Source organism: Mediterranea massiliensis (assembly GCF_900128475.1).
GTDB classification, from domain to species: Bacteria; Bacteroidota; Bacteroidia; order Bacteroidales; family Bacteroidaceae; genus Bacteroides; species Bacteroides massiliensis_E.
In genome coordinates this window covers 114,904-133,611 of sequence record NZ_LT635839.1, presented here as the reverse complement: position 1 = coordinate 133,611, position 18,708 = coordinate 114,904, and the positions used below count along the sequence as shown (strand labels likewise).

The following is an 18,708-nucleotide window of genomic DNA, read 5'->3' as shown; positions in this document are numbered from 1 at the left end:
TGCCTTTCTATTTTGAGACAGTTTATTCCTCCTCCATTTGTCAGCTTTCCTTTGCCTTGAACGCCAGTGCGTACATGCGCATCTGCTTCACCATGGCCAGCAGGCCGTTGCTGCGGGTGGGCGAGAGGTGCTCCTGCAGTCCGATGCGGGGAATGAAGTAGAGGTCGGCTTCCAGTATTTCGTCGGGAGTGTGGCCCGAGAGCACCTTGATGAGCAGGGCGATGATGCCTTTCACAATCAGGGCGTCGCTTTCGGCCTGGAAGATGACTTTGCCGTCCTTTTCGTCGGCCTGCAGCCACACGCGGCTCTGGCAGCCTTCTATCAGGTTCTGGTCGGTCTTGTACTTTTCGTCCAAGGATGGCTGTTCGTTGCCCAGGTCGATGAGCAGCTGGTAGCGGTCCATCCAGTCGTCGAAGTCGCTGAACTCAGCGATGACTTCGTCTTGCATTTCGTTGATGGTCATATCTTTAGCTTTTAAAGTTTATTTCTCGTTGTAAATCACTTCCAGCACTGTCTGCCCCACGGCCGTCAGGGTACTTTTGTCTATCACGTCCATGTTGTCGTCCGTGGTGTGCCAGAAGTCGCCGAAGCCCGTGTCGCACTTCGGGTCGTAGTTGATGATGTCTACGCAGGGAATCTTGCGCAGGTTGTACACGTAGAGGTGGTCGTCCGTCACCTCCGTCCCGTCTTCCTTGGGGAAGAAGCTGCTGAAGCCCAGCCGGTGGGCGGCGTCCCAGATCTTCTTCACTTGTTTGCCGGCCGTGCGCTTGGAGAAGCCTTCCTGGTAGAAGGTGGCGTTCTTGCCGCCTACCATGTCCAGCAGGATGCCGAAGCGGGCGTTGTAGTTGTTCACGTGGGGCACGCGTCCCCAGTATTGCGAACCCAGGCACCAGGTATCCGGCTTGTAGCGGCCCTTGTAGAAGGTGGGTGTGCCGTAGTCTTCGGCGTCGAAGAAGATGATGTCGATGCCGATAGTCGGTGCCTGCTGTTGCAGCTGGCGGGCCACTTCGAGCAGCACGCCCACGCCGCTAGCCCCGTCGTTCACACCCAGGATGGGCGTCTGGTGCTTCGCCGGGTCCTTGTCCTCGTCGGCATAGGGACGGCTGTCCCAGTGGGCGCAGAGCAGCACGCGGCGGCGGCTGTCGGGGTTGTAGGCGCCGATGATGTTGCGGGCCTTCAGGATGGTGTTGTCGTAGGCCACGAGGTCGGCATACTGGTTGTAGACCTTGGCGCCGAACTGCTCCAGCTTGGCGGCCAGGTAGTCGCCGCAGGCCCGGTGGGCGTCGGTGTTGGGTACGCGGGGGCCGAAGTCGGCCTGTGCCTGTACGTAGGTGTAGGCGCTGTCGGCGTTGAAGTGGGGGACGTTGACGGTAGAGGTCTCGGCCGTATCTTCGTCCCGGCTGCCGGAGTTGCTCTTGTTGCCGCAGGCCACAGCGGCCACGACCATGAGCAGGAGCAGGGAGGCGAGGGTGCATTGTTTTCTTTTCATCTTGGGATATTCTTTTTTTCTGATTGGGGAAATCTTGTTGGCTGACTGGAGAAAAACGGGGGGCTACAGCTTGAAGGTGAGTTTCACTCCCTTCCTGTCGACGTCCAGCCGGACGGGCGCGCCGTTGATGAGGGGCAGGTTCATCGGGACGTGGCCCACGGGGAAGTTGAAGCAGACGGGATAGTCGTACTCCTTCACCAGCTCGGCCAGGGCGCCGTAGAGCTCCTTGCCCAGCTGTTTCTTCTCCTCGTATTCGGTGAACTGGCCGATGATGAGGCCCGACAGGCGTTCGAGCACGCCGCCCAGCTTCAGGTTGTACATCATGCGCTCGATGGCGTGCGGTCGTTCGCCCACATCTTCTATAAAGAGCACGGTGCCGTCGGCGGGGATGTCGTAGGGTGTGCCGCGCAGTCCGTTAAAGACGGCGAAGTTGCCTCCGCGCAAGGTGCCTTCGGCTGTACCGCGGCGGTTCAGCTTGTGGGCGTCGCAGGTATAACTGAAGCTTCCTTCAGGCGCGACGATGGCTCCGGTCAGTATGTCTCGCAGGGCCTGGGTGCAGAAATCATCTTCGGGTTCCACGGTGAGGTGGCGTGCCATGGGCGCATGCAGCGAGGCGAAGCCCTCCCGCTGCCACAGGTTGTGCAGGGCGGTGATGTCGCTGAAGCCGATGAGCCACTTGGGCGACTCCCGGAAGCGGCTGAAGTCCAGCTTGCCCACGAGGTGCACCGCTCCGTATCCGCCGCGGCTGCACAGGATGGCCCGCGTGTCCGGGTCGTCCATCGCTGCCTGCAGGTCCTCCAGCCGCTGGCCGACGGTGCCTGCATACGTGCCGTGGGAGCTGCCCGCGTGGCGTGCCAGTACGGGGCGCAGTCCCCACGAGGTCAGCCGCTTGACGGCTCCCTTCAGGAATGCCTTGTCTATCTTGCTGGAGGGCGACAGGATGACAACCTTGTCGCCTTCGTGCAGGTAAGGGGGAATAATCAGCTTGTCCATATACGTTCATCAATCTATGTCGCTGCAAAAATAGCGAAAGGCGAGCGGAGAGGCAAACGAAAAACATAGTTTTTCAGTTTGACTATCCCGAGCCGTATCCTATTTTATTTAAAAATAGCGAAAGGCGAGCGGAGAGGCCCGAAATGAAGGAGCACTGGCATATCGTCATCCCGCACCTGATGCGGGATCCAATACACACAAGCAAAAGCAAGGGCCTGGATCCCGGCTCAAGGCCGGGATGACGCTGTATCTGCTTCTTTTTTTGTGGTGACAGGCTCGAACTTTCTTCATAATCTGTGGTCACTCCTGGTGCAAATTCTGAGGTGAAAAAGAGAGGCTGTTGTCAAAATGTTATGTAGCAACTGCAAAAACAGGTGAACAGATGCTGGATTTCTCGACATTTTTTCAGATATTTGCTGAAAATCTAACGTCATGAAACCTATACGAAACTTTAACCAACTGACGGAACACCTGAAGACACTGAACCGCAGGAAGCGCGTTGCCGTGGTTTGCGCCAACGATCCCAATACCGAGTATGCCATCGCCCGGGCGCTGGAAGAGGGCATTGCCGAGTTTCTGATGATCGGCGATTCGGCCATTCTCGAGAAATATCCCTCGCTGAAGCGGTATCCCGACTACGTCCGCACCATCCACATCGAGGACTCCGACGAGGCGGCCCGCGAGGCGGTGCGCATCGTGCGTGCGGGAGGGGCCGACATCCTGATGAAGGGCATCATCAACACTGACAACCTGCTCCGGGCCATCCTCGACAAGGAGCACGGCCTGCTGCCCAAGGGCAAGGTGCTGACCCACCTGGCCGTGATGCAGATACCGACGTACGACAAACTGCTGTTCTTCTCGGACGCCGCCGTCATCCCGCGGCCCACGTTGCAGCAGCGCATCGAGATGATCTGGTATGCCATCCGCGCGTGCCACCATTTCGGCATTGAACAGCCCCGCATCGCCCTGATACACTGCACCGAGAAGGTCAGCGCCAAGTTCCCCCACTCGCTGGACTACGTGAACATCGTCGAGCTGGCCGAGGCGGGCGAGTTCGGCAACGTCATTATCGACGGTCCGCTGGACGTGAAGACAGCCTGCGAGAAGACCAGCGGCGACATCAAGGGCATTGTGTCACCCATCAACGGCGAGGCCGACGTGCTCATCTTCCCCAACATCGAGTCGGGCAACGCCTTTTACAAGGCCGTCTCCCTCTTCTCGCATGCCGACATGGCCGGACTACTCCAGGGCCCCGTCTGCCCCGTGGTGCTGCCCTCGCGCAGCGACAGCGGCCTGTCCAAGTATTACAGCCTTGCCATGGCATGCCTCACGAGCAGCGGACAGGACATGAATGAACCATAGGAAGTGACTCACGTTGCCGCATTTGTCATTCAACATTCACCATTCTTATGAAGATATTAGTCATCAACCCCGGCTCTACCTCGACCAAGATGGCCGTTTTCGAGGACGAAAAGCCTGTATTTGTCAAGACGCTGCGCCACTCCGTCGACGAGCTGGTGCACTTTCCGCGTGTCATCGACCAGTTTGAGTTCCGCAAGAACCTGGTGCTCGCCGAGCTGGAGCACGAGGGCATTCCCTTTGCCTTCGACGCCATCATCGGGCGGGGCGGCCTGCTGAAGCCCATCCCCGGCGGCGTCTACGAGGTGAACGATGCCATGATCAACGACTGCATGCACGCCATGCGTACCCATGCCTGCAACCTGGGCTGCCTGATAGCCTCCGAACTGGCCCATGCCCTGCCCGGCTGCCGGGCGTTCATCGCCGACCCCGGCGTGGTGGACGAGCTGGACGAGGTGGCCCGCGTCACGGGTTCGCCCCTCACGCCCCGCATCACCATCTGGCATGCCCTGAACCAGCGTGCCATTGCCCGCCGCTATGCCGCCGAGCGGACGGCGGAGCAGCCCGACAGGCCCGTGCGCTACGAAGACCTGAACCTGATTGTCTGCCACCTGGGTGGCGGCATTTCCGTGGCAGCCCACCGCAAGGGCCGCTGCGTGGACGTGAACAACGCCCTCGACGGCGAAGGTCCCTTCTCGCCCGAGCGGGCCGGTACCCTGCCTGCGGGCGACCTCATCGACCTCTGTTTCTCCGGTAAGCTCTCGCAGAGCGAGCTGAAGAAACGCATCTCGGGCCGTGCGGGTCTGGCGGCCCATCTGGGCACGACCGACGTGCAGGCCGTGGTGAAGCGCATCGAGGAGGGCGACGAGCATGCCCGGCTGGTGCTGGACGCCATGATCTATCAGATTGCGAAGAGTGTGGGGGCGGCGGCGGTCGTGCTCTACGGACAGGTGGACGCCATCCTGCTGACGGGCGGCATCGCCCATTCGGACTACATCACCTCGCGCCTCCAGGAGCGTGTGTCCTTCCTGGCGCCCGTCCGCGTCTATCCCGGCGAAGACGAGCTGGAAGCCCTGGCCCTGAATGCACTGGGCGCGTTGCGGGGCGAGCTGGAGGTGCAGGTGTATCAATAGAAGGAATTTTCCCAGCTTAAAGCGTCTGTTTGCCCAGCTTAAGTGAACCGTTTAAGCTGGGCAAACGGGTTGTTTGGGCTGGGCAAACGAATGGTTTGCGCAGGGTAAACAGATTGTTTCTTTTCATTTCACTACTAGCATCAGCCCCACGCCGCGGACGGTCTTGATTTCAATGTCGGCGTCAGCTTCGAAGAGCTTGCGCAGCTTGGAGACGAAGACGTCGAGGCTGCGCGAGGCGAAGTAGTCGTCCTCCGTGTTCCAGCAGCGGCTCAGGATGGCTTCGCGGCGCACGGTTTCGTTCTTGTTCTGGGCCAGGATGTGCAGGAGTTTGGCCTCGGTGACGGTCAGCGTCTGGCTGCGGCCGGTGCGGTCGTCGCGCAGGGTGTTGTGCTCGGTGTCGAGCGTGTAGGGGCCGAACTGGCAGAAACCGGTCTCGGGGCGCATGTGTGTGCCCTGCGTCATCTTCAGGAGGGCGTGGATGTGGGCATCCAGTTCGTCGGCGATGAAGGGCTTCTTCACGTAGTTGTTCACGCCCACCTGGTAACCGTACCTCACGTCTTTGGGCGAGGTGAGGGCCGAGGCGAACAGGATGGGTGTCTCGGTGTCGGTCTCGCGGATGCGGCGCACCATCTCGAAGCCGTCCATCACGGGCATGTCGATGTCGCTGATGATGATGTCGGGCTTGAAGGCGGCCCACACTTGCAGGCCCTCTTCGCCGTTGGTGGCTGTCTGTACGTCGTAGCCGCCGATGATGTCTACCAGTCCGCACTGCACCACGTAGCGCAGGTTGGGGTCGTTTTCTACCAGGAGTAGCTTGATCATGGTCTCTGTCTGTTTTTTTGGCAAAGATAATGAAAGTCGAAAGCAGAGGCAAATGAAAAGCGTGGTTTTTCAGTTTGACTATGCCGAGCCGCCTCCTGCAAGGGAGAAACGCTGACCTTTTGTCATCCCGCACTCGATGCGGGATCCAGCACACGCCAGCAAAAGAAAAACACGGGGGAATGTCACAAAATAGAGGTCTCTGCGACGAGGATGTGTCAAAATGAAGTGAGGCTATTCAACTCCCCTCCTTCCGGAAGGAGGGGTGCCCAAAGGGCGGGGTGGTAGGTTTTCTCGAAAGGTTATCAATCAACGCGTTATGTATTCACCTACCACCTCCCCTATCGGGTACTCCTCCTTCCGGAAGGAGGAGAGCCACAGATACCCCTATTTTGTCCCCCCCCCGTTGCAGAGACCTCTATTTTGAGACTCCCCGACGCTGTATCCGCTTTTGTTTTTGAGATACTGAAGCCGTGGCTTTCCTTGGACGGCAGCGGATATATATATATACCTATTATGTTTATTTAAATTACTTCCTGTTTCCAATGGTACGAGTGTGGAACTCCCCGACATCCCATTTTGTTTTTCAACAAGAGAAAATACTGTGATGATTTCGTATATATATGATTTACAGATTTATATCGTGGTATTGGAACGCTTTCTTCTAAAGGTTAGGGTTCAAATAGGTTCATGGGTTCACTTAAACCCTGTTTTTTGCGTAAAAAGTCTTCGGAAAATGATTTTGTGTAAAGAAAAATCTTTTTCTTTCTTGGGAGAAGCTGTTTGGCAGTAAGGAATGTTGTGGCAGGTCTGTACTCCGGTTGTCTTGAATCGGAGGGTGGATGAGAATGGGTAGCGAAAGATATGGGAGAAAGAAGGCTCCGTATGGGAGGTAGAGCGGAGGCGATATGAATATTTATTTACATTCATCGGCTGTTTCCATTGATTTTTTATAGGTTCATGCATACCCATGGCTATTGGGGATGGTATACGTGATGATATTTCTTAATCATCTGAATATTAGTATTTTAATCCTTTTCTGAATGGGCTTTTGCGCGCTCGGGAAGGCTTAAAAGAACCCTGGACCCAAAGTAGAACCCAAATACGCCTGTTTTCCTCCCTTGCGGGAGGTAAAAAATTGTAACTTCGAGAATCCGTGCGTCTGTTTCCTCGCTTTGTTGCGGCATAGTTTTGCCTGGGAAGCGGGCTTGTTCTTGGCAGGAAGCGGCCTTGTTCGGGGAAGGAACTATGCCGCTCTTGCAGTTTGGGGAACGTCATTTTAGGGGGAGTGTGTGGTCGTCTATCTCACAAATTCCCAAAAATGACCGGGGGTTATCACTTCGTAGGTGACATGCTGATAGGTTGCTGCAAACGATTTTGGCAGAGAACTTTTGGCATGGGCATTCCATTTGAATTCAAACGTGCGCAGCTTGCCGTCTTCTTCTTCGATCAGGTCGATTTCCTGTTGTTCGTGGGTACGCCAAAAATAAAGATTTGCAAAGTTGGAGGCGTATGAATTGTGCTTCACCCTTTCGCTGACCATCAGATTCTCCCACAGAGCTCCTGCGTCTGTTCTTAGCTCCAGCGGTGCGAAGTTGGAGATGACGGCATTTCTGATGCCATTGTCGTAGAAGTATATCTTCTTTCCTTTTTTGATTTCATTCCGCATGTTGCGGCTGAAGGAGTCGAGGCGGAATATGACGAAACATTTCTCGAGCAGGCTGATGTAATTCTCGACGGTTCCTTTGTCCACGCCCAGCAGGTTGCCCAGTTCGTTGTACGAGACTTCGCTGCCCAGTTGCAGGGCCAGTGCCCTTACCAGCTTTTGAATGACGTCCGGCTTTTTGATGCCTTTGTAGGCGAACAGGTCTTTGTAGAGGTAATTGTTGGCCAAAGTCACCAGTGTCCGCTTGGCGTCCGACGGTTCGTTCACCACCTCGGGATACAGACCATAAATCATGCGTTGCTCCAACAGTCGCTGTTCTTCTCTCTCCGAAGAACTCTGGGCTAATTCGGACAGAGAAAGAGGATAGAGGTTGTGCTCCAGCAATCTTCCGGTTGCGGGCTCGTTGATTTCATTGGCCATGTCTAACGACGAAGAGCCGGTTACGATGACTTGCGTATCCATTTTCAGATCACCGATTATTTTTAGGGTCAGTCCGATGTTTTTCACACGCTGGGCTTCGTCTATGAATACAATGTCGTATGCCGACAACAGCATTTTCAGTTCCGTTGAAGTTTTACCTTCAAGATCCATCACGTCGTCGATGTTGTCACAGTTCAGAAAGAGAACCTTTTGGCGTTCGTTGTGCAGTCGGGAAAGCAGCGTCGTTTTACCCACTTGTCTGGCTCCGAGTATGACAATGACCTTCTTCCGGCGGAAGTCCGCTATGATTTTGTCTTCAAGAATTCTTTGTATCATGGGCTGGCAATTTTTGCAAATATAGGTCTTTTTCGGATATAATCGCCAATTTTGGCCGAATTTGGTGATTGTAATCGCTAAATTCGGTTGAATTTGATGATTTCCCGGACTTGGGGATGCCGCGGACATTGCCTATACAAGAAGAGGGTGCTCCGCCGTAGCGGGCACCCTCTTGCGTTGGGTTATAGAAAAGGAATTCTATGGTTAGTTGTTGGATTTCTTTTCTCTTCTGGGTCTTTCGGGACGTTCCGTGTAGCCTTCGGGTTTCGGGATAAGCACCTTGTGCGACAGCTTGAACTTGCCCGTCTTCGGGTCGATGTCCAGCAGCTTCACGTCGATGTCGTCGCCTTCCTTGATACCGGCTTCCTCGACCGTCTCGAGGCGCTTCCAGTCGATTTCGGAAATGTGGAGCAGACCGTCCTTGCCCGGCAGGAATTCAACGAACGCACCGTAGGGCATGATGGACCGTACCTTGCCTTTGTAGACTTCGCCTACTTCGGGTACGGCAACGATGGCCTTGATCATGCGGATGGCATCGTCGATGCACTTCTTGTTGGTACCGGCAATCTCGATCTTGCCCACGTTGTCCTCTTCCTCGATGGTGATGGTGGCACCTGTCTCTTCCTGCATGCCCTGGATGATCTTTCCGCCCGGGCCGATGACAGCACCGATGAACTCCTTGGGGATGGTCATGGTCTCGATGCGCGGAGCGTGCGGCTTCAGGTCGGGACGCGGTTCGGCGATGCACTCGGTCAGTTTGCCCAGGATGTATTCGCGGCCTTCCTTGGCCTGCAGCAGGGCTTTCTCGAGGATGTCGTAGGACAGACCGTCCACCTTGATATCCATCTGGGTGGCGGTGATACCGTTCTTCGTACCGGTTACCTTGAAGTCCATGTCGCCCAGGTGGTCTTCATCGCCGAGGATGTCGGAGAGGACGGCATATTTCTCTTCGCCCGGGTTCTTGATGAGGCCCATGGCGATACCCGATACGGGGTTCTTGATCTTCACACCGGCGTCCATCAGGGACAGCGTGCCGGCGCATACGGTAGCCATGGAGGAAGAACCGTTGGATTCGAGGATATCGGAAACGACGCGTACCACGTACGGATAGTCGGCGGGAATCTGTCCCTTCAGCGCACGCCATGCCAGGTGGCCGTGGCCGATTTCACGACGGCCTACGCCGCGCTGTGCCTTGGCTTCGCCCGTAGAGAACGGGGGGAAGTTGTAGTGCAGCAGGAAGCGTTCCTTGCCGTGAACCAGTACGTCGTCGATAATCTTTTCGTCGAGCTTGGTGCCCAGGGTAGTGGTAGCCAGCGCCTGCGTCTCGCCGCGGGTGAAGATGGCCGAACCGTGAGGGCCGGGCAGGGGACTCACTTCGCACCAGATGGGGCGGATTTCCGTGGTCTTGCGGCCGTCCAGACGCTTGCCTTCGTCGAGGATGCAGCGGCGCATGGCCTCTTTCTCCACGTCGTGGTAGTAGCGGTCGATCATCGGGCCTTTTTCTTCGAGCTCCTCTTCGGTGAACTGAGCCTTGAACTCTTCGCAGATGGCGTTGAAGGCGTCTTCACGGGCGTGCTTGTCGCGGTTGCCTTCGCTGGCGATGGCGTAGGCCTTGGCGTAGCAGGCATCGTGTACGGCCTTGCGCAGGTCTTCGTCGTTCACCTCGTGGCAGTATTCGCGCTTTACGGTGGAACCTACCTCTTCGGCCAGTTCGATCTGTGCCTTGCACATGGGCTTGATGGCCTCGTGGGCAGCCTTCAGGGCAGCCAGCAGGTCCTGTTCGGACACTTCCTTCATCTCGCCTTCCACCATCATGATGTTCTCGTAAGTGGCGCCTACCATGAGGTCCATGTCGGCCTGTTCGAGCTGTTCGAAGGTGGGGTTGATGACGAACTCTCCGTTGATGCGCGCTACGCGTACCTCAGAGATGGGGCCGTTGAAGGGGATGTCCGATACGGCCAGTGCGGCCGAAGCAGCCAGACCGGCCAGTGCGTCGGGCATGTCTACGCCGTCGGCCGAGAAAAGTATAATGTTCACATATACTTCGGCGTGGAAATTGTCGGGGAAAAGGGGGCGGAGAGCACGGTCTACCAGGCGGCAGGTCAGGATTTCGTAGTCCGACGCGCGTCCTTCACGCTTGGTGAAGCCGCCGGGGAAACGTCCGAATGCGGAGAATTTTTCTTTGTACTCTACCTGAAGCGGCATGAAATCTGTTCCGGGAACTGCGTCTTTTGCGGCACAAACAGTAGCCAGCAGCATGGTGTTTCCCATGCGGAGCATTACAGAACCGTCTGCCTGTTTTGCCAGCTTTCCCGTTTCGAGCGTGATGGTTCTGCCATCAGGAAGCTCGATCGTCTTAACAATTGGGTTAATCATAAAAAAACTTTTATATCTATTTTCTTTCAAAATTCGCGCAAAGATAGTGAAATAATTCACTTAACGCGGTGGAAATGAGTATAAAAGTTTGCATTTCTACTTTTTTTTAAGGTTTTGGAGCGGAAGATGGGCCGAAAATGCTTTGACTAACGGCGAAAACAAGTATATTTGCACGTTCATTCTGAAAAATAAACGCACTGACTATATGAAGAAATTATTCGTGATGGCACTCGTGGCCGCTGCCCTGGGTGCATGTGATTCTGAACCGAAATTCAAAGTGGAAGGCGATGTGAAGGACGCCGACGGCAAAATGCTCTATCTGGAGGCTTCGGCCCTCGAAGGGATTGTTCCCCTCGACTCGGTGAAGCTGGGTTCGGCCGGTTCCTTCAGCTTCAAGGGAGCCCGTCCCGAGTCGCCCGAGTTCTACCGCCTGCGCATAGACGACAAGATCATCAACTTCTCCGTCGACTCGACCGAGATCATCCGCATCCACGCCGCCTATCCCGACTTCGCCACGGGCTACACCGTAGAGGGCTCGGCCAACAGCGAGAAAATCAAGGAACTGTCGCTCAAGCAGCTGGACCTGCAGAACAAGGTGGACGGACTGTACCAGGCCATGCAGAACCATACGCTGGGCGTGGACGTCTTCCAGGACAGCCTGACGTCGCTGATGAAACGCTACAAGGACGAGGTGAAGATAAACTATATCTTTGCGGCCCCCAACACGGCAGCCGCCTACTTTGCCCTGTTCCAGAAGGTGAACAACTACCTGATATTCGACCCGCTGAACAGCCGTGACGACATCAAGTGCTTCGCCGCCGTAGCCACGAGCCTGAACAACTTCTATCCGCACGCCGACCGCTCGAAGAACCTCTACAACATCGTCATCAAGGGCATGAAGAACACGCGCACGCCCCAGCAGCAGACGGTGGAACTGCCCGACGAGGTGCAGGTGACCGAGACCGGTGTGATCGACATCAACCTGCGCGACATGAAGGGCAACGCCCACAAGCTGACCGACCTCAAGGGCAAGGTGGTGATTCTGGACTTCACCGTCTACCAGAGCGCCGTGTCGGCCAGCCACAACTACATGCTGCGCGACCTCTATGACAAGTACGCTTCCCGCGGACTGGAAATCTACCAGGTGTCGCTCGATGCCGACGAACACTACTGGAAGACCACGGCCGACAACCTGCCCTGGATCTGCGTGCGCGACGCCAACGGCATCTACTCGTCCATCGCCACTTCCTACAACGTGCAGAACCTGCCCACGCTGTTCCTCATCAACCGCAACAACGAGCTCAGCGCCCGCGGCGAGACCATCAAGGACCTGGATGCGGCTGTACAGAAGCTGTTGTAATGTGTTATAAAATGGAGAGAACTCCATTAAATATGTTACAAAACAGCGTTTACGACTTGACGCATATTGTTTAAAGCACTATCTTTGCAAAGAAAATAGGAAAAGAGGGTTCCAGCATGGCAAACATGTTGGAATTCTTTTTTGTTTATATGATACCTAATAAAACCAAACTATCAATTTAGAATAATAAAAGGAGGAAAAAGTATGGCTTATATGTCAGAAGAAGGCTACAACAAGCTGTTGGCCGATTTGAAACAGTTGGAGACGGTAGAACGTCCGAAGGTGGTGGCAGCCATTGCCGAAGCACGCGACAAGGGCGACCTGTCCGAAAATGCCGAGTACGATGCCGCCAAGGAGGCGCAGGGACTGCTCGAAATGAAGATCAGCAAGCTGAAGGCTGTCATTGCCGACGCCAAGATCATCGACGAGTCCAAGCTGAAGACCGACTCCGTGCAGATTCTGAACAAGGTGGAACTGAAGAACGTGAAGAACGGCATGAAGATGACCTACACCATCGTGTCCGAGAGCGAAGCCAACCTGAAGGAAGGCAAGATTTCGGTGAACACCCCCATCGCACAGGGACTGCTCGGCAAGAAGGTGGGCGAGGTTGCCCAGATCAAGGTGCCGCAGGGCATGATCGAACTCGAAGTAGTGAACATATCATTTTAAACGGAAGGCAGGCCATGCAGATGGCTTGCCTTGTTTTTTATAAATAAGTATTGTTATGGCAAGTATATTCAGTAGAATTGTAGCGGGCGAGATACCCAGCTACAAAGTGGCCGAGGACGACCGCTTCTTCGCATTTTTGGATATCAATCCGCTGGTAAAGGGACACACGCTGGTCATCCCCAAGCGGGAGGTGGACTACATCTTCGACCTGCCCGACGAGGAGCTGGCCGCCCTGCATGTCTTCGCCAAGAAGGTGGCGCTGGCCATCGGCAAGGCGTTCCCCTGCAAGAAGGTGGGCATGGCCGTACTGGGACTGGAAGTGCCTCACGCACACATCCACCTCATCCCCATGCAGAGCGAGAAGGACATGCTCTTCTCCAACCCCAAGCTGACATTGACGGATGAAGAGTTCAAGGCTGTGGCCGAGGCCATCCGCACAGCGTTCTGAGACTCCTAACCTCCTTCGACGATAACCGAAAAAAGGGGCGGCCCGCATGAGGGCCGCCCCTTTCCTGTAGGTATCGGTTTGTTCTTTTTCCCTTAGATATAGTCTTCGCCCATCTTGATCTGGGCATCGTTCACGTACTTGCGGATGGCGTGCTCCTCGTCCTTCTTGCAAATCAGCAGGACGTTGTCCGACTCGGCGATGAGGTAGCCCTCCAGGCCTTCGACCACAGCCAGCTTGTTGGCGGGCAGGGCGACGATGTTGTCGTGGCTGTTGTAGAACAGCGAGTTGCACTTCAGCGTCACGTTTCCTTCCTCGTCCTTTTCAGAGAGGTCGTAGAGCGAGCCCCAGGTGCCGAGGTCCGACCATCCGAAGTCGCCCAGCGACACGTAGACATTGTCGGCCTTCTCCATGATGCCGAAGTCGATGGACACGTTGGGGCAGGCGGGGAAGTTCTCGTCGATGAAGCGTTTCTCGTCCGGCGTGCCGTAGACATCCTTTCCCGGCTCCAGCTTGGCGGCCAGTTCGGGCAGCAGCTCTTCACCGGCCTTGATGATGCTGTTGACGTTCCACATGAACAGGCCCGAGTTCCAGTAGAACTCACCGCTTTCCACAAACACCTTGGCCAGCTCCAGTTCGGGTTTCTCGGTGAAGGTCTTCACCTTGTAGAAGTTCTCTCCGGCCGGTTCGGCTATCTGTATGTAGCCGTATCCTGTTTCGGGGCGGTTGGGCTTGATGCCGAGGGTCAGCAGCTTGTTGTCTCCGGCCACGAAGTCCAGTCCCTTCTCGATGGCGGTCAGGAATTCCTCTTCCTTCAGGATGAGGTGGTCCGAGGGAGCCACCACGATGTTGGCGTTGGGGTTGATGGCGCGTATGTGGTACGAGGCCCAGGCGATGCAGGGAGCCGTGTTCCGGCGGGCCGGTTCCAGCAGAATCTGTTCCGCTTTCAGTTCGGGGAGCTGCTGCCGCACGAGGTCGGCGTAGAGGGCGTTGGTGACAACGATGATGTTCTCGGTCGGTATGATTTTTTTGAATCGGTCGAACGTCTGCTGGAGCAGCGAACGGCCTGTTCCGAAGAAGTCGAGGAACTGCTTGGGCAGCGTCTTGCGGCTGAACGGCCAGAAGCGGCTGCCGATTCCTCCACCCATGATGACGCAGAAGTTGTCTTTGTTTATTGCCATGATTGTTGTTGTTTTTAAAGTTTCCGCTAAAGTACACTATATTTTATAAACAACGAAGGTTTGCAGGATGTTTTCTGTTTTTTCTTGATTTTTTTCATCAAAGTATTGGCGGTAACGAAAAAACTCGTATCTTTGCACCGCAATTGAGAAATCAATGGCATGCCCAGATGGCGGAATCGGTAGACGCGCTGGTCTCAAACACCAGTGGATTCACTTCCATCCCGGTTCGACCCCGGGTCTGGGTACATAGAAAGGCTGATAATCGACTGATTATCAGCCTTATTTGTTTTCCCAGGGCGTACTAAAAGCGTACTTCCTGACGAAAAGAAAGGAAACGTGTACTTTCGTGGTTTTGGCACTCCTTATTTATGTTTTCTTAACGAATATGCTGCATATTTCTTCCTTTCTCCTGCTTTTGTTTGCGCTGAAAACGGTATTCAAGCCTTATCTTTGCGACCTGAACCGATTTTAATGCACAAATGAGTATGGAAGATATAAGAGAAGCCAATTTCAGAAAGATACAACAGATACTTGACCGATGTGTTGCGCATGAATATGGGATGAAAACCAGTGCGCTTGCCCTAAAACGCGAATACCTGACGGAAGAACAAATGAGAGACCACATCCGTCAGGAGATTTTCAATGCTACGGAAAGCATTGTGTCCCTATGTCAACAGAACCGGGCTTTGCACAATATCCGCTCCGACATTCAGATGCCCGATTTCCTGTGGGAAAGCGGATTCTTTGAAAACCTCCCCTTTGAAGGGCGGAAAAAGTACATATCCTTTCAATGCTCCTCTTTCAATATAGATGAATACCTGCAATCACCTACATGTTACGATGAACAGCTTCCGTTCTTTTCCTCCCTTGTGCGCTTTGTCGTGCAAACCCAATATTTGGAGTACCTCCAACAGTTAGAAAACAAGTATGCCGCAACATCCGTACCTTCGACCGAACAGGAAGGACAGCCTAAGGAAGAAGCACAGGCACAATCCGAGCCGATTAAAATAGTGGGGAAATCCAATCCTTTCAAATCCGTCCTCACCCCGAAACAAATCAAGCTGCTGGTCGAATGCGCCAACGAAGCGCATATATTCACGACAACTGTCACACAGAAAATCCTTTCAGACTTCTTCGCCTGCAAGCTGAACGGGGTCTTGAAGTCCAACAACAACCGCCTGCTGGCTTATCTGATGATGCAGCTTAGCTGCTACAACTACATCGCTTACGAATGGCAGTCCGTCATTGCCAACAACAGGCTGGTACTTGCCAAGATAAAGGACAAGCACCTCACACGCAGCGACTTGTCGAGCGCGACAGACAACGTGAAGTGCATCTACCCGAAAGGATACGAAATCATAGACAAGTACATCAAGCAACTGCAAAAAGGTTGAGCATAGTCTGAGCGGTCAAACAAAGCTCAATTAGTCTTCATTTCCAAGCCCTTAACTTTGCCCCCGTTAACAAAACGATGCGGTACGTCTGCATAGGTCAAAACAGAAAATATTTCACGTGAGTTACCCGTAACTTGTGTGTTGAAGTTTTGGAAGATGCCGATTTTTGCCCCATCAAAAAAGAAACGAGGGTGCGCACCTTCATATTGTATCACCGAAAAGTTAAAGACAATATGGAAAAGACTTTGGAAATGCGAGTGGAAGAACTCGAAAGAATGTTGTTTATGACCAAGAATGTGCTTAGCTTCGACGAAGCGAGCGCATTCCTCTGCCTGTCGAAAAGCTATCTCTACAAGCTGACTTCGGGCAACCTGATTCCCCACTACAAGCCGCAGGGGAAGATGCTCTATTTCGAGAAGTCCGAACTGGAGGCATGGCTACGCCAAAACCCGGTAAAGACCAAGGGGCAGATAGAACAGGAAGCGCAGAAGTATGTCCTTAACCGTCCATTAAAGAAATAACGGTTATGGAAGGTACAAGAAAGACAGAAGCCATGCAGCCCTCCGCCATGAAGAAGGAGGACTTCGCAGCCCTTTGGAAGAGCATCCACCTGAAAGTGACGGACACCTACGACGTGCCGCCCGAAATCCTTTGGGTGAATGGCTCCACCATTGGGACGCTGGGCAATTTCAGCGCGTCCACAGGCAAAGCCAAGAGCAAGAAGACGTTCAACATTTCCGCCATCGTAGCGGCGGCACTGACCAACGACGAGGTGCTGCACTACTCGGCGTGCCTGCCGCCGAACAAACGGAAGATACTCTACGTGGACACCGAGCAGAGCAAATACCACTGCCACAAGGTGATGGAACGCATCCTGCGGCTTGCCGGACTGCCTACCGACCAAGACCGGGACGATTTTGTATTCATCGTGCTCCGGGAACAGACACCCGACATGCGGAAGCGGATTATCGGCTACATGCTGGAGAACATGCCCGACGTGGGGCTGCTCATCATTGACGGCATCCGCGACCTGATGTACGACATCAACAGCCCGGGCGAATCGACCGACCTGATAAACCTGCTCATGCGCTGGTCAAGCGGGTACAACCTGCACATCCATACCGTGCTGCACCTGAACAAAGGGGATGATAATGTGAGAGGACATATCGGCACGGAACTGAACAACAAGGCGGAAACCGTCCTGCAAGTCACCAAGAGCGCACAGGACAGCAACATCAGCGAAGTGAAGGCGATGCACATCCGCGACCGTGACTTCGAGCCGTTTGCCTTCCGCATCAACGACAGCGCACTGCCCGAAGTCGTGGAGGGCTATGTGTTCCAGCAGTCCAAGCCGGACAAAACTTTCCCGCTAACGGAACTGACCGAGCAGCAGCACCGCACGGCGTTGGAGAACGCTTTCGGCAAACGCACCGTGCAGGGCTATGCCAATGTCATAGCGGCATTGAAGCAGGGTTACGCGAGCATCGGCTATGAGCGCGGGCGCAATGTCCTCGTGTCGCTGAACCAATTCCTTGTAAAAAAGCGCATGATTGTGAAGGAGGGCAAGGGCTACCGCTATAATCCCGACTTCCACTATTAAGCGCAGGTCCGGTTTAGTCCGGGCATATATATAAGCGGAACGGACTGCTTGTTTCCCGGTATCGGCAGCAGGCAGGTTTGGTATGGTACGGGCATATATATGACGGACTAAACGGGACTGCCACTTTTCAATGATTCCTTCAACGGACACTCTAAAAGACTATGGTATGAACATCGAAGAAGCAAAGAAAATATCCATTGCAGACTATCTGCACAGCTTAGGCTGTTCCCCCGTCAAGCGGCAGGGGGCAAACCTTTGGTACAAGTCACCGCTACGGGAGGAAACCGAAGCGTCCTTCAAGGTCAATACCGACCTTAATAAATGGTATGATTTCGGGCTGGGCAAGGGCGGCAACATCATTGCGCTGGCAGGGGAACTCTACGGCTCCGACCATGTGCCGTACCTCTTGGAACGGATGGGGGAACAGGCTCCGCTCGTCCGCCCGGTCAGTTTCTCTTTTCGGCAGCAAAGGTCAGAGCCGAGCTTCCGGCAGTTGGAAGTCCGCGACCTCACCCATCCGGCATTGCTCCGTTACTTGCAGGGGCGAGGCATCGACACCGAACTGGCGAAAAGAGAATGCAGGGAACTGCGCTTCACCCACAACGGCAAGCCCTACTTCGCCATCGGTTTCCCGAATGTGGCGGGTGGTTATGAGGTGCGCAACTCCTTCTTCAAGGGCTGCATCGCGCCGAAGGACATCACCCACATCCGGCAACAAGGGGAACAGAGGGAAAAATGCCTGGTGTTCGAGGGGTTCATGGACTACCTCTCGTTCCTCACGCTCCGGGTGAAGAACTGCCCCGTCATGCCCAACCTTGACAGGCAGGACTACATCATACTCAACTCCACCGCCAACGTGCCGAAAGCCATTGACGCATTGGGGCTGTATGAGCGCATCCACTGCCTGCTCGACAACGATGCGGCAGGCTTCCGGGCAACGCAAGCCATCGCTGCGGAATATACTTGGCGGGTGCGTGATTTCTCGCACAACTACCGGGGATATTCCGACTTGAACGACTACTTGTGCGGCAGGAAGCAGGAGCAGAAAAACGGACAGAATCCGGCGCGGGAGCGGAAGAAAGGCAGGGGAATCTAAGCCCTGCGGAGTGAGGCGAGGCTTCCGGCGGTGCATCGGTTTTCTGGGGAAGCAAGGTTATGTTTCGGTAGACCGAAACTGCCTTGCTTTGCCCCGGCAAAGGGGAAACCGCTCCCGTCGGTCGCAATTTTCAAGACAACTTCTAAAGACAAGAGTGTATGACAGATACAAGGAACAAACCGGGCGGTCGTCCGGCAAAGAGCCGGATAGACAAGCAGAGAAGGGTGGTCAGCACGAAGCTGACCGAATTGCAGTATTACGCTGTCAGGAAACGGGCGGGCGAAGCCGGGATGCGTGTCAGCGAATACGTGCGGCAGGCGGTCGTGGCGGCGCAGGTGACGCCCCGGCTGAACAGGCAGGACGCGGACACCC

17 protein-coding genes and 1 tRNA gene are annotated in these 18,708 nt (G+C 54.8%); 11 read left to right on the top strand and 7 right to left on the bottom strand.

The window, feature by feature from the left end; all coding sequences use genetic code 11:
* Positions 1 to 40: 40 nt before the first annotated feature.
* The 3 genes from BQ7483_RS14075 to BQ7483_RS14065 all read right to left on the bottom strand — a co-directional run bounded on the left by BQ7483_RS14075 (position 41) and on the right by BQ7483_RS14065 (position 2,482).
* Positions 41 to 463, bottom strand: coding sequence for a SufE family protein (locus tag BQ7483_RS14075; RefSeq protein ID WP_072546324.1), 423 nt, complete (start codon positions 461 to 463; stop codon positions 41 to 43).
* Positions 464 to 481: 18 nt separating this feature from the next.
* On the bottom strand, positions 482 to 1,489 hold the full coding sequence (locus tag BQ7483_RS14070; RefSeq protein ID WP_022020277.1) for a M20 family metallopeptidase: 1,008 nt from the start codon (positions 1,487 to 1,489) through the stop codon (positions 482 to 484).
* A gap of 63 nt (positions 1,490 to 1,552) precedes the next feature.
* Entirely contained in the window at positions 1,553 to 2,482 is a 930-nt protein-coding gene (locus BQ7483_RS14065; protein ID WP_072546323.1) for a S66 peptidase family protein, read from the bottom strand.
* Positions 2,483 to 2,914: 432 nt separating this feature from the next.
* On the opposite strand from BQ7483_RS14065, the gene BQ7483_RS14060 reads away from it, so the two are divergent.
* Positions 2,915 to 3,844 (top strand): phosphate acyltransferase, encoded by a 930-nt coding sequence (locus BQ7483_RS14060; protein WP_022020279.1) that lies wholly within the window; start codon positions 2,915 to 2,917, stop codon positions 3,842 to 3,844.
* A 47-nt stretch (positions 3,845 to 3,891) separates the two neighbouring features.
* On the top strand, positions 3,892 to 4,974 hold the full coding sequence (buk, locus tag BQ7483_RS14055) for a butyrate kinase (RefSeq protein ID WP_072546322.1): 1,083 nt from the start codon (positions 3,892 to 3,894) through the stop codon (positions 4,972 to 4,974).
* Between the two features lie 123 nt (positions 4,975 to 5,097).
* Here the strand turns inward: buk and BQ7483_RS14050 are convergent, their stop codons facing one another.
* The 3 genes from BQ7483_RS14050 to pnp all read right to left on the bottom strand — a co-directional run bounded on the left by BQ7483_RS14050 (position 5,098) and on the right by pnp (position 10,591).
* Positions 5,098 to 5,796, bottom strand: a complete 699-nt coding sequence (locus BQ7483_RS14050) for a response regulator transcription factor (protein WP_072546321.1) — start codon at positions 5,794 to 5,796, stop codon at positions 5,098 to 5,100.
* A 1,297-nt stretch (positions 5,797 to 7,093) separates the two neighbouring features.
* Positions 7,094 to 8,215, bottom strand: coding sequence for an ATP-binding protein (locus BQ7483_RS14045; protein ID WP_022020283.1), 1,122 nt, complete (start codon positions 8,213 to 8,215; stop codon positions 7,094 to 7,096).
* A gap of 204 nt (positions 8,216 to 8,419) precedes the next feature.
* Complete coding sequence (gene pnp, locus BQ7483_RS14040) at positions 8,420 to 10,591, bottom strand: polyribonucleotide nucleotidyltransferase (RefSeq protein ID WP_022020284.1); 2,172 nt, start codon at positions 10,589 to 10,591, stop codon at positions 8,420 to 8,422.
* Between the two features lie 205 nt (positions 10,592 to 10,796).
* Between pnp and BQ7483_RS14035 the strand changes: the two genes are divergently transcribed.
* The 3 genes from BQ7483_RS14035 to BQ7483_RS14025 all read left to right on the top strand — a co-directional run bounded on the left by BQ7483_RS14035 (position 10,797) and on the right by BQ7483_RS14025 (position 13,068).
* Positions 10,797 to 11,951 (top strand): thioredoxin-like domain-containing protein, encoded by a 1,155-nt coding sequence (locus BQ7483_RS14035; RefSeq protein WP_022020285.1) that lies wholly within the window; start codon positions 10,797 to 10,799, stop codon positions 11,949 to 11,951.
* A 204-nt stretch (positions 11,952 to 12,155) separates the two neighbouring features.
* Positions 12,156 to 12,620: a transcription elongation factor GreA gene (gene greA, locus BQ7483_RS14030; protein WP_022020286.1), complete on the top strand. Its 465-nt coding sequence runs from the start codon at positions 12,156 to 12,158 to the stop codon at positions 12,618 to 12,620.
* A gap of 55 nt (positions 12,621 to 12,675) precedes the next feature.
* Complete coding sequence (locus BQ7483_RS14025) at positions 12,676 to 13,068, top strand: HIT family protein (protein WP_022020287.1); 393 nt, start codon at positions 12,676 to 12,678, stop codon at positions 13,066 to 13,068.
* A gap of 92 nt (positions 13,069 to 13,160) precedes the next feature.
* Here the strand turns inward: BQ7483_RS14025 and BQ7483_RS14020 are convergent, their stop codons facing one another.
* The gene (locus tag BQ7483_RS14020; RefSeq protein ID WP_022020288.1) at positions 13,161 to 14,246 is read right to left on the bottom strand and encodes a mannose-1-phosphate guanylyltransferase; all 1,086 of its coding nucleotides are present in this window, start codon (positions 14,244 to 14,246) and stop codon (positions 13,161 to 13,163) included.
* Between the two features lie 161 nt (positions 14,247 to 14,407).
* On the opposite strand from BQ7483_RS14020, the gene BQ7483_RS14015 reads away from it, so the two are divergent.
* From BQ7483_RS14015 to BQ7483_RS13990, 6 genes are all read left to right on the top strand, one after another.
* Positions 14,408 to 14,491 (top strand) — tRNA-Leu (locus BQ7483_RS14015).
* A 240-nt stretch (positions 14,492 to 14,731) separates the two neighbouring features.
* A complete protein-coding gene (locus BQ7483_RS14010; RefSeq protein WP_072543642.1) occupies positions 14,732 to 15,640 on the top strand; it encodes a hypothetical protein in 909 nt (302 codons plus the stop codon).
* 233 nt (positions 15,641 to 15,873) lie between these two features.
* Complete coding sequence (locus tag BQ7483_RS14005) at positions 15,874 to 16,161, top strand: helix-turn-helix domain-containing protein (protein ID WP_072543640.1); 288 nt, start codon at positions 15,874 to 15,876, stop codon at positions 16,159 to 16,161.
* A 5-nt stretch (positions 16,162 to 16,166) separates the two neighbouring features.
* Entirely contained in the window at positions 16,167 to 17,240 is a 1,074-nt protein-coding gene (locus BQ7483_RS14000; RefSeq protein WP_072543639.1) for an AAA family ATPase, read from the top strand.
* 166 nt (positions 17,241 to 17,406) lie between these two features.
* Positions 17,407 to 18,336: a toprim domain-containing protein gene (locus BQ7483_RS13995; protein WP_072544091.1), complete on the top strand. Its 930-nt coding sequence runs from the start codon at positions 17,407 to 17,409 to the stop codon at positions 18,334 to 18,336.
* 158 nt (positions 18,337 to 18,494) lie between these two features.
* Positions 18,495 to 18,708 (top strand): plasmid mobilization protein (locus BQ7483_RS13990; RefSeq protein ID WP_407657222.1); only part of this gene is annotated, 214 nt, incomplete at its 3' end.

Bases quoted from the DNA above. Each gene is read 5' to 3' on its own strand.
- BQ7483_RS14075 (WP_072546324.1), bottom strand. From the start codon at position 463: ATGACCATCAACGAAATGCAAGACGAAGTCATCGCTGAGTTCAGCGAC.
- BQ7483_RS14070 (WP_022020277.1), bottom strand. From the start codon at position 1,489: ATGAAAAGAAAACAATGCACCCTCGCCTCCCTGCTCCTGCTCATGGTC.
- BQ7483_RS14065 (WP_072546323.1), bottom strand. From the start codon at position 2,482: ATGGACAAGCTGATTATTCCCCCTTACCTGCACGAAGGCGACAAGGTT.
- BQ7483_RS14060 (WP_022020279.1), top strand. From the start codon at position 2,915: ATGAAACCTATACGAAACTTTAACCAACTGACGGAACACCTGAAGACA.
- buk (WP_072546322.1), top strand. From the start codon at position 3,892: ATGAAGATATTAGTCATCAACCCCGGCTCTACCTCGACCAAGATGGCC.
- BQ7483_RS14050 (WP_072546321.1), bottom strand. From the start codon at position 5,796: ATGATCAAGCTACTCCTGGTAGAAAACGACCCCAACCTGCGCTACGTG.
- BQ7483_RS14045 (WP_022020283.1), bottom strand. From the start codon at position 8,215: ATGATACAAAGAATTCTTGAAGACAAAATCATAGCGGACTTCCGCCGG.
- pnp (WP_022020284.1), bottom strand. From the start codon at position 10,591: ATGATTAACCCAATTGTTAAGACGATCGAGCTTCCTGATGGCAGAACC.
- BQ7483_RS14035 (WP_022020285.1), top strand. From the start codon at position 10,797: ATGAAGAAATTATTCGTGATGGCACTCGTGGCCGCTGCCCTGGGTGCA.
- greA (WP_022020286.1), top strand. From the start codon at position 12,156: ATGGCTTATATGTCAGAAGAAGGCTACAACAAGCTGTTGGCCGATTTG.
- BQ7483_RS14025 (WP_022020287.1), top strand. From the start codon at position 12,676: ATGGCAAGTATATTCAGTAGAATTGTAGCGGGCGAGATACCCAGCTAC.
- BQ7483_RS14020 (WP_022020288.1), bottom strand. From the start codon at position 14,246: ATGGCAATAAACAAAGACAACTTCTGCGTCATCATGGGTGGAGGAATC.
- BQ7483_RS14010 (WP_072543642.1), top strand. From the start codon at position 14,732: ATGGAAGATATAAGAGAAGCCAATTTCAGAAAGATACAACAGATACTT.
- BQ7483_RS14005 (WP_072543640.1), top strand. From the start codon at position 15,874: ATGGAAAAGACTTTGGAAATGCGAGTGGAAGAACTCGAAAGAATGTTG.
- BQ7483_RS14000 (WP_072543639.1), top strand. From the start codon at position 16,167: ATGGAAGGTACAAGAAAGACAGAAGCCATGCAGCCCTCCGCCATGAAG.
- BQ7483_RS13995 (WP_072544091.1), top strand. From the start codon at position 17,407: ATGAACATCGAAGAAGCAAAGAAAATATCCATTGCAGACTATCTGCAC.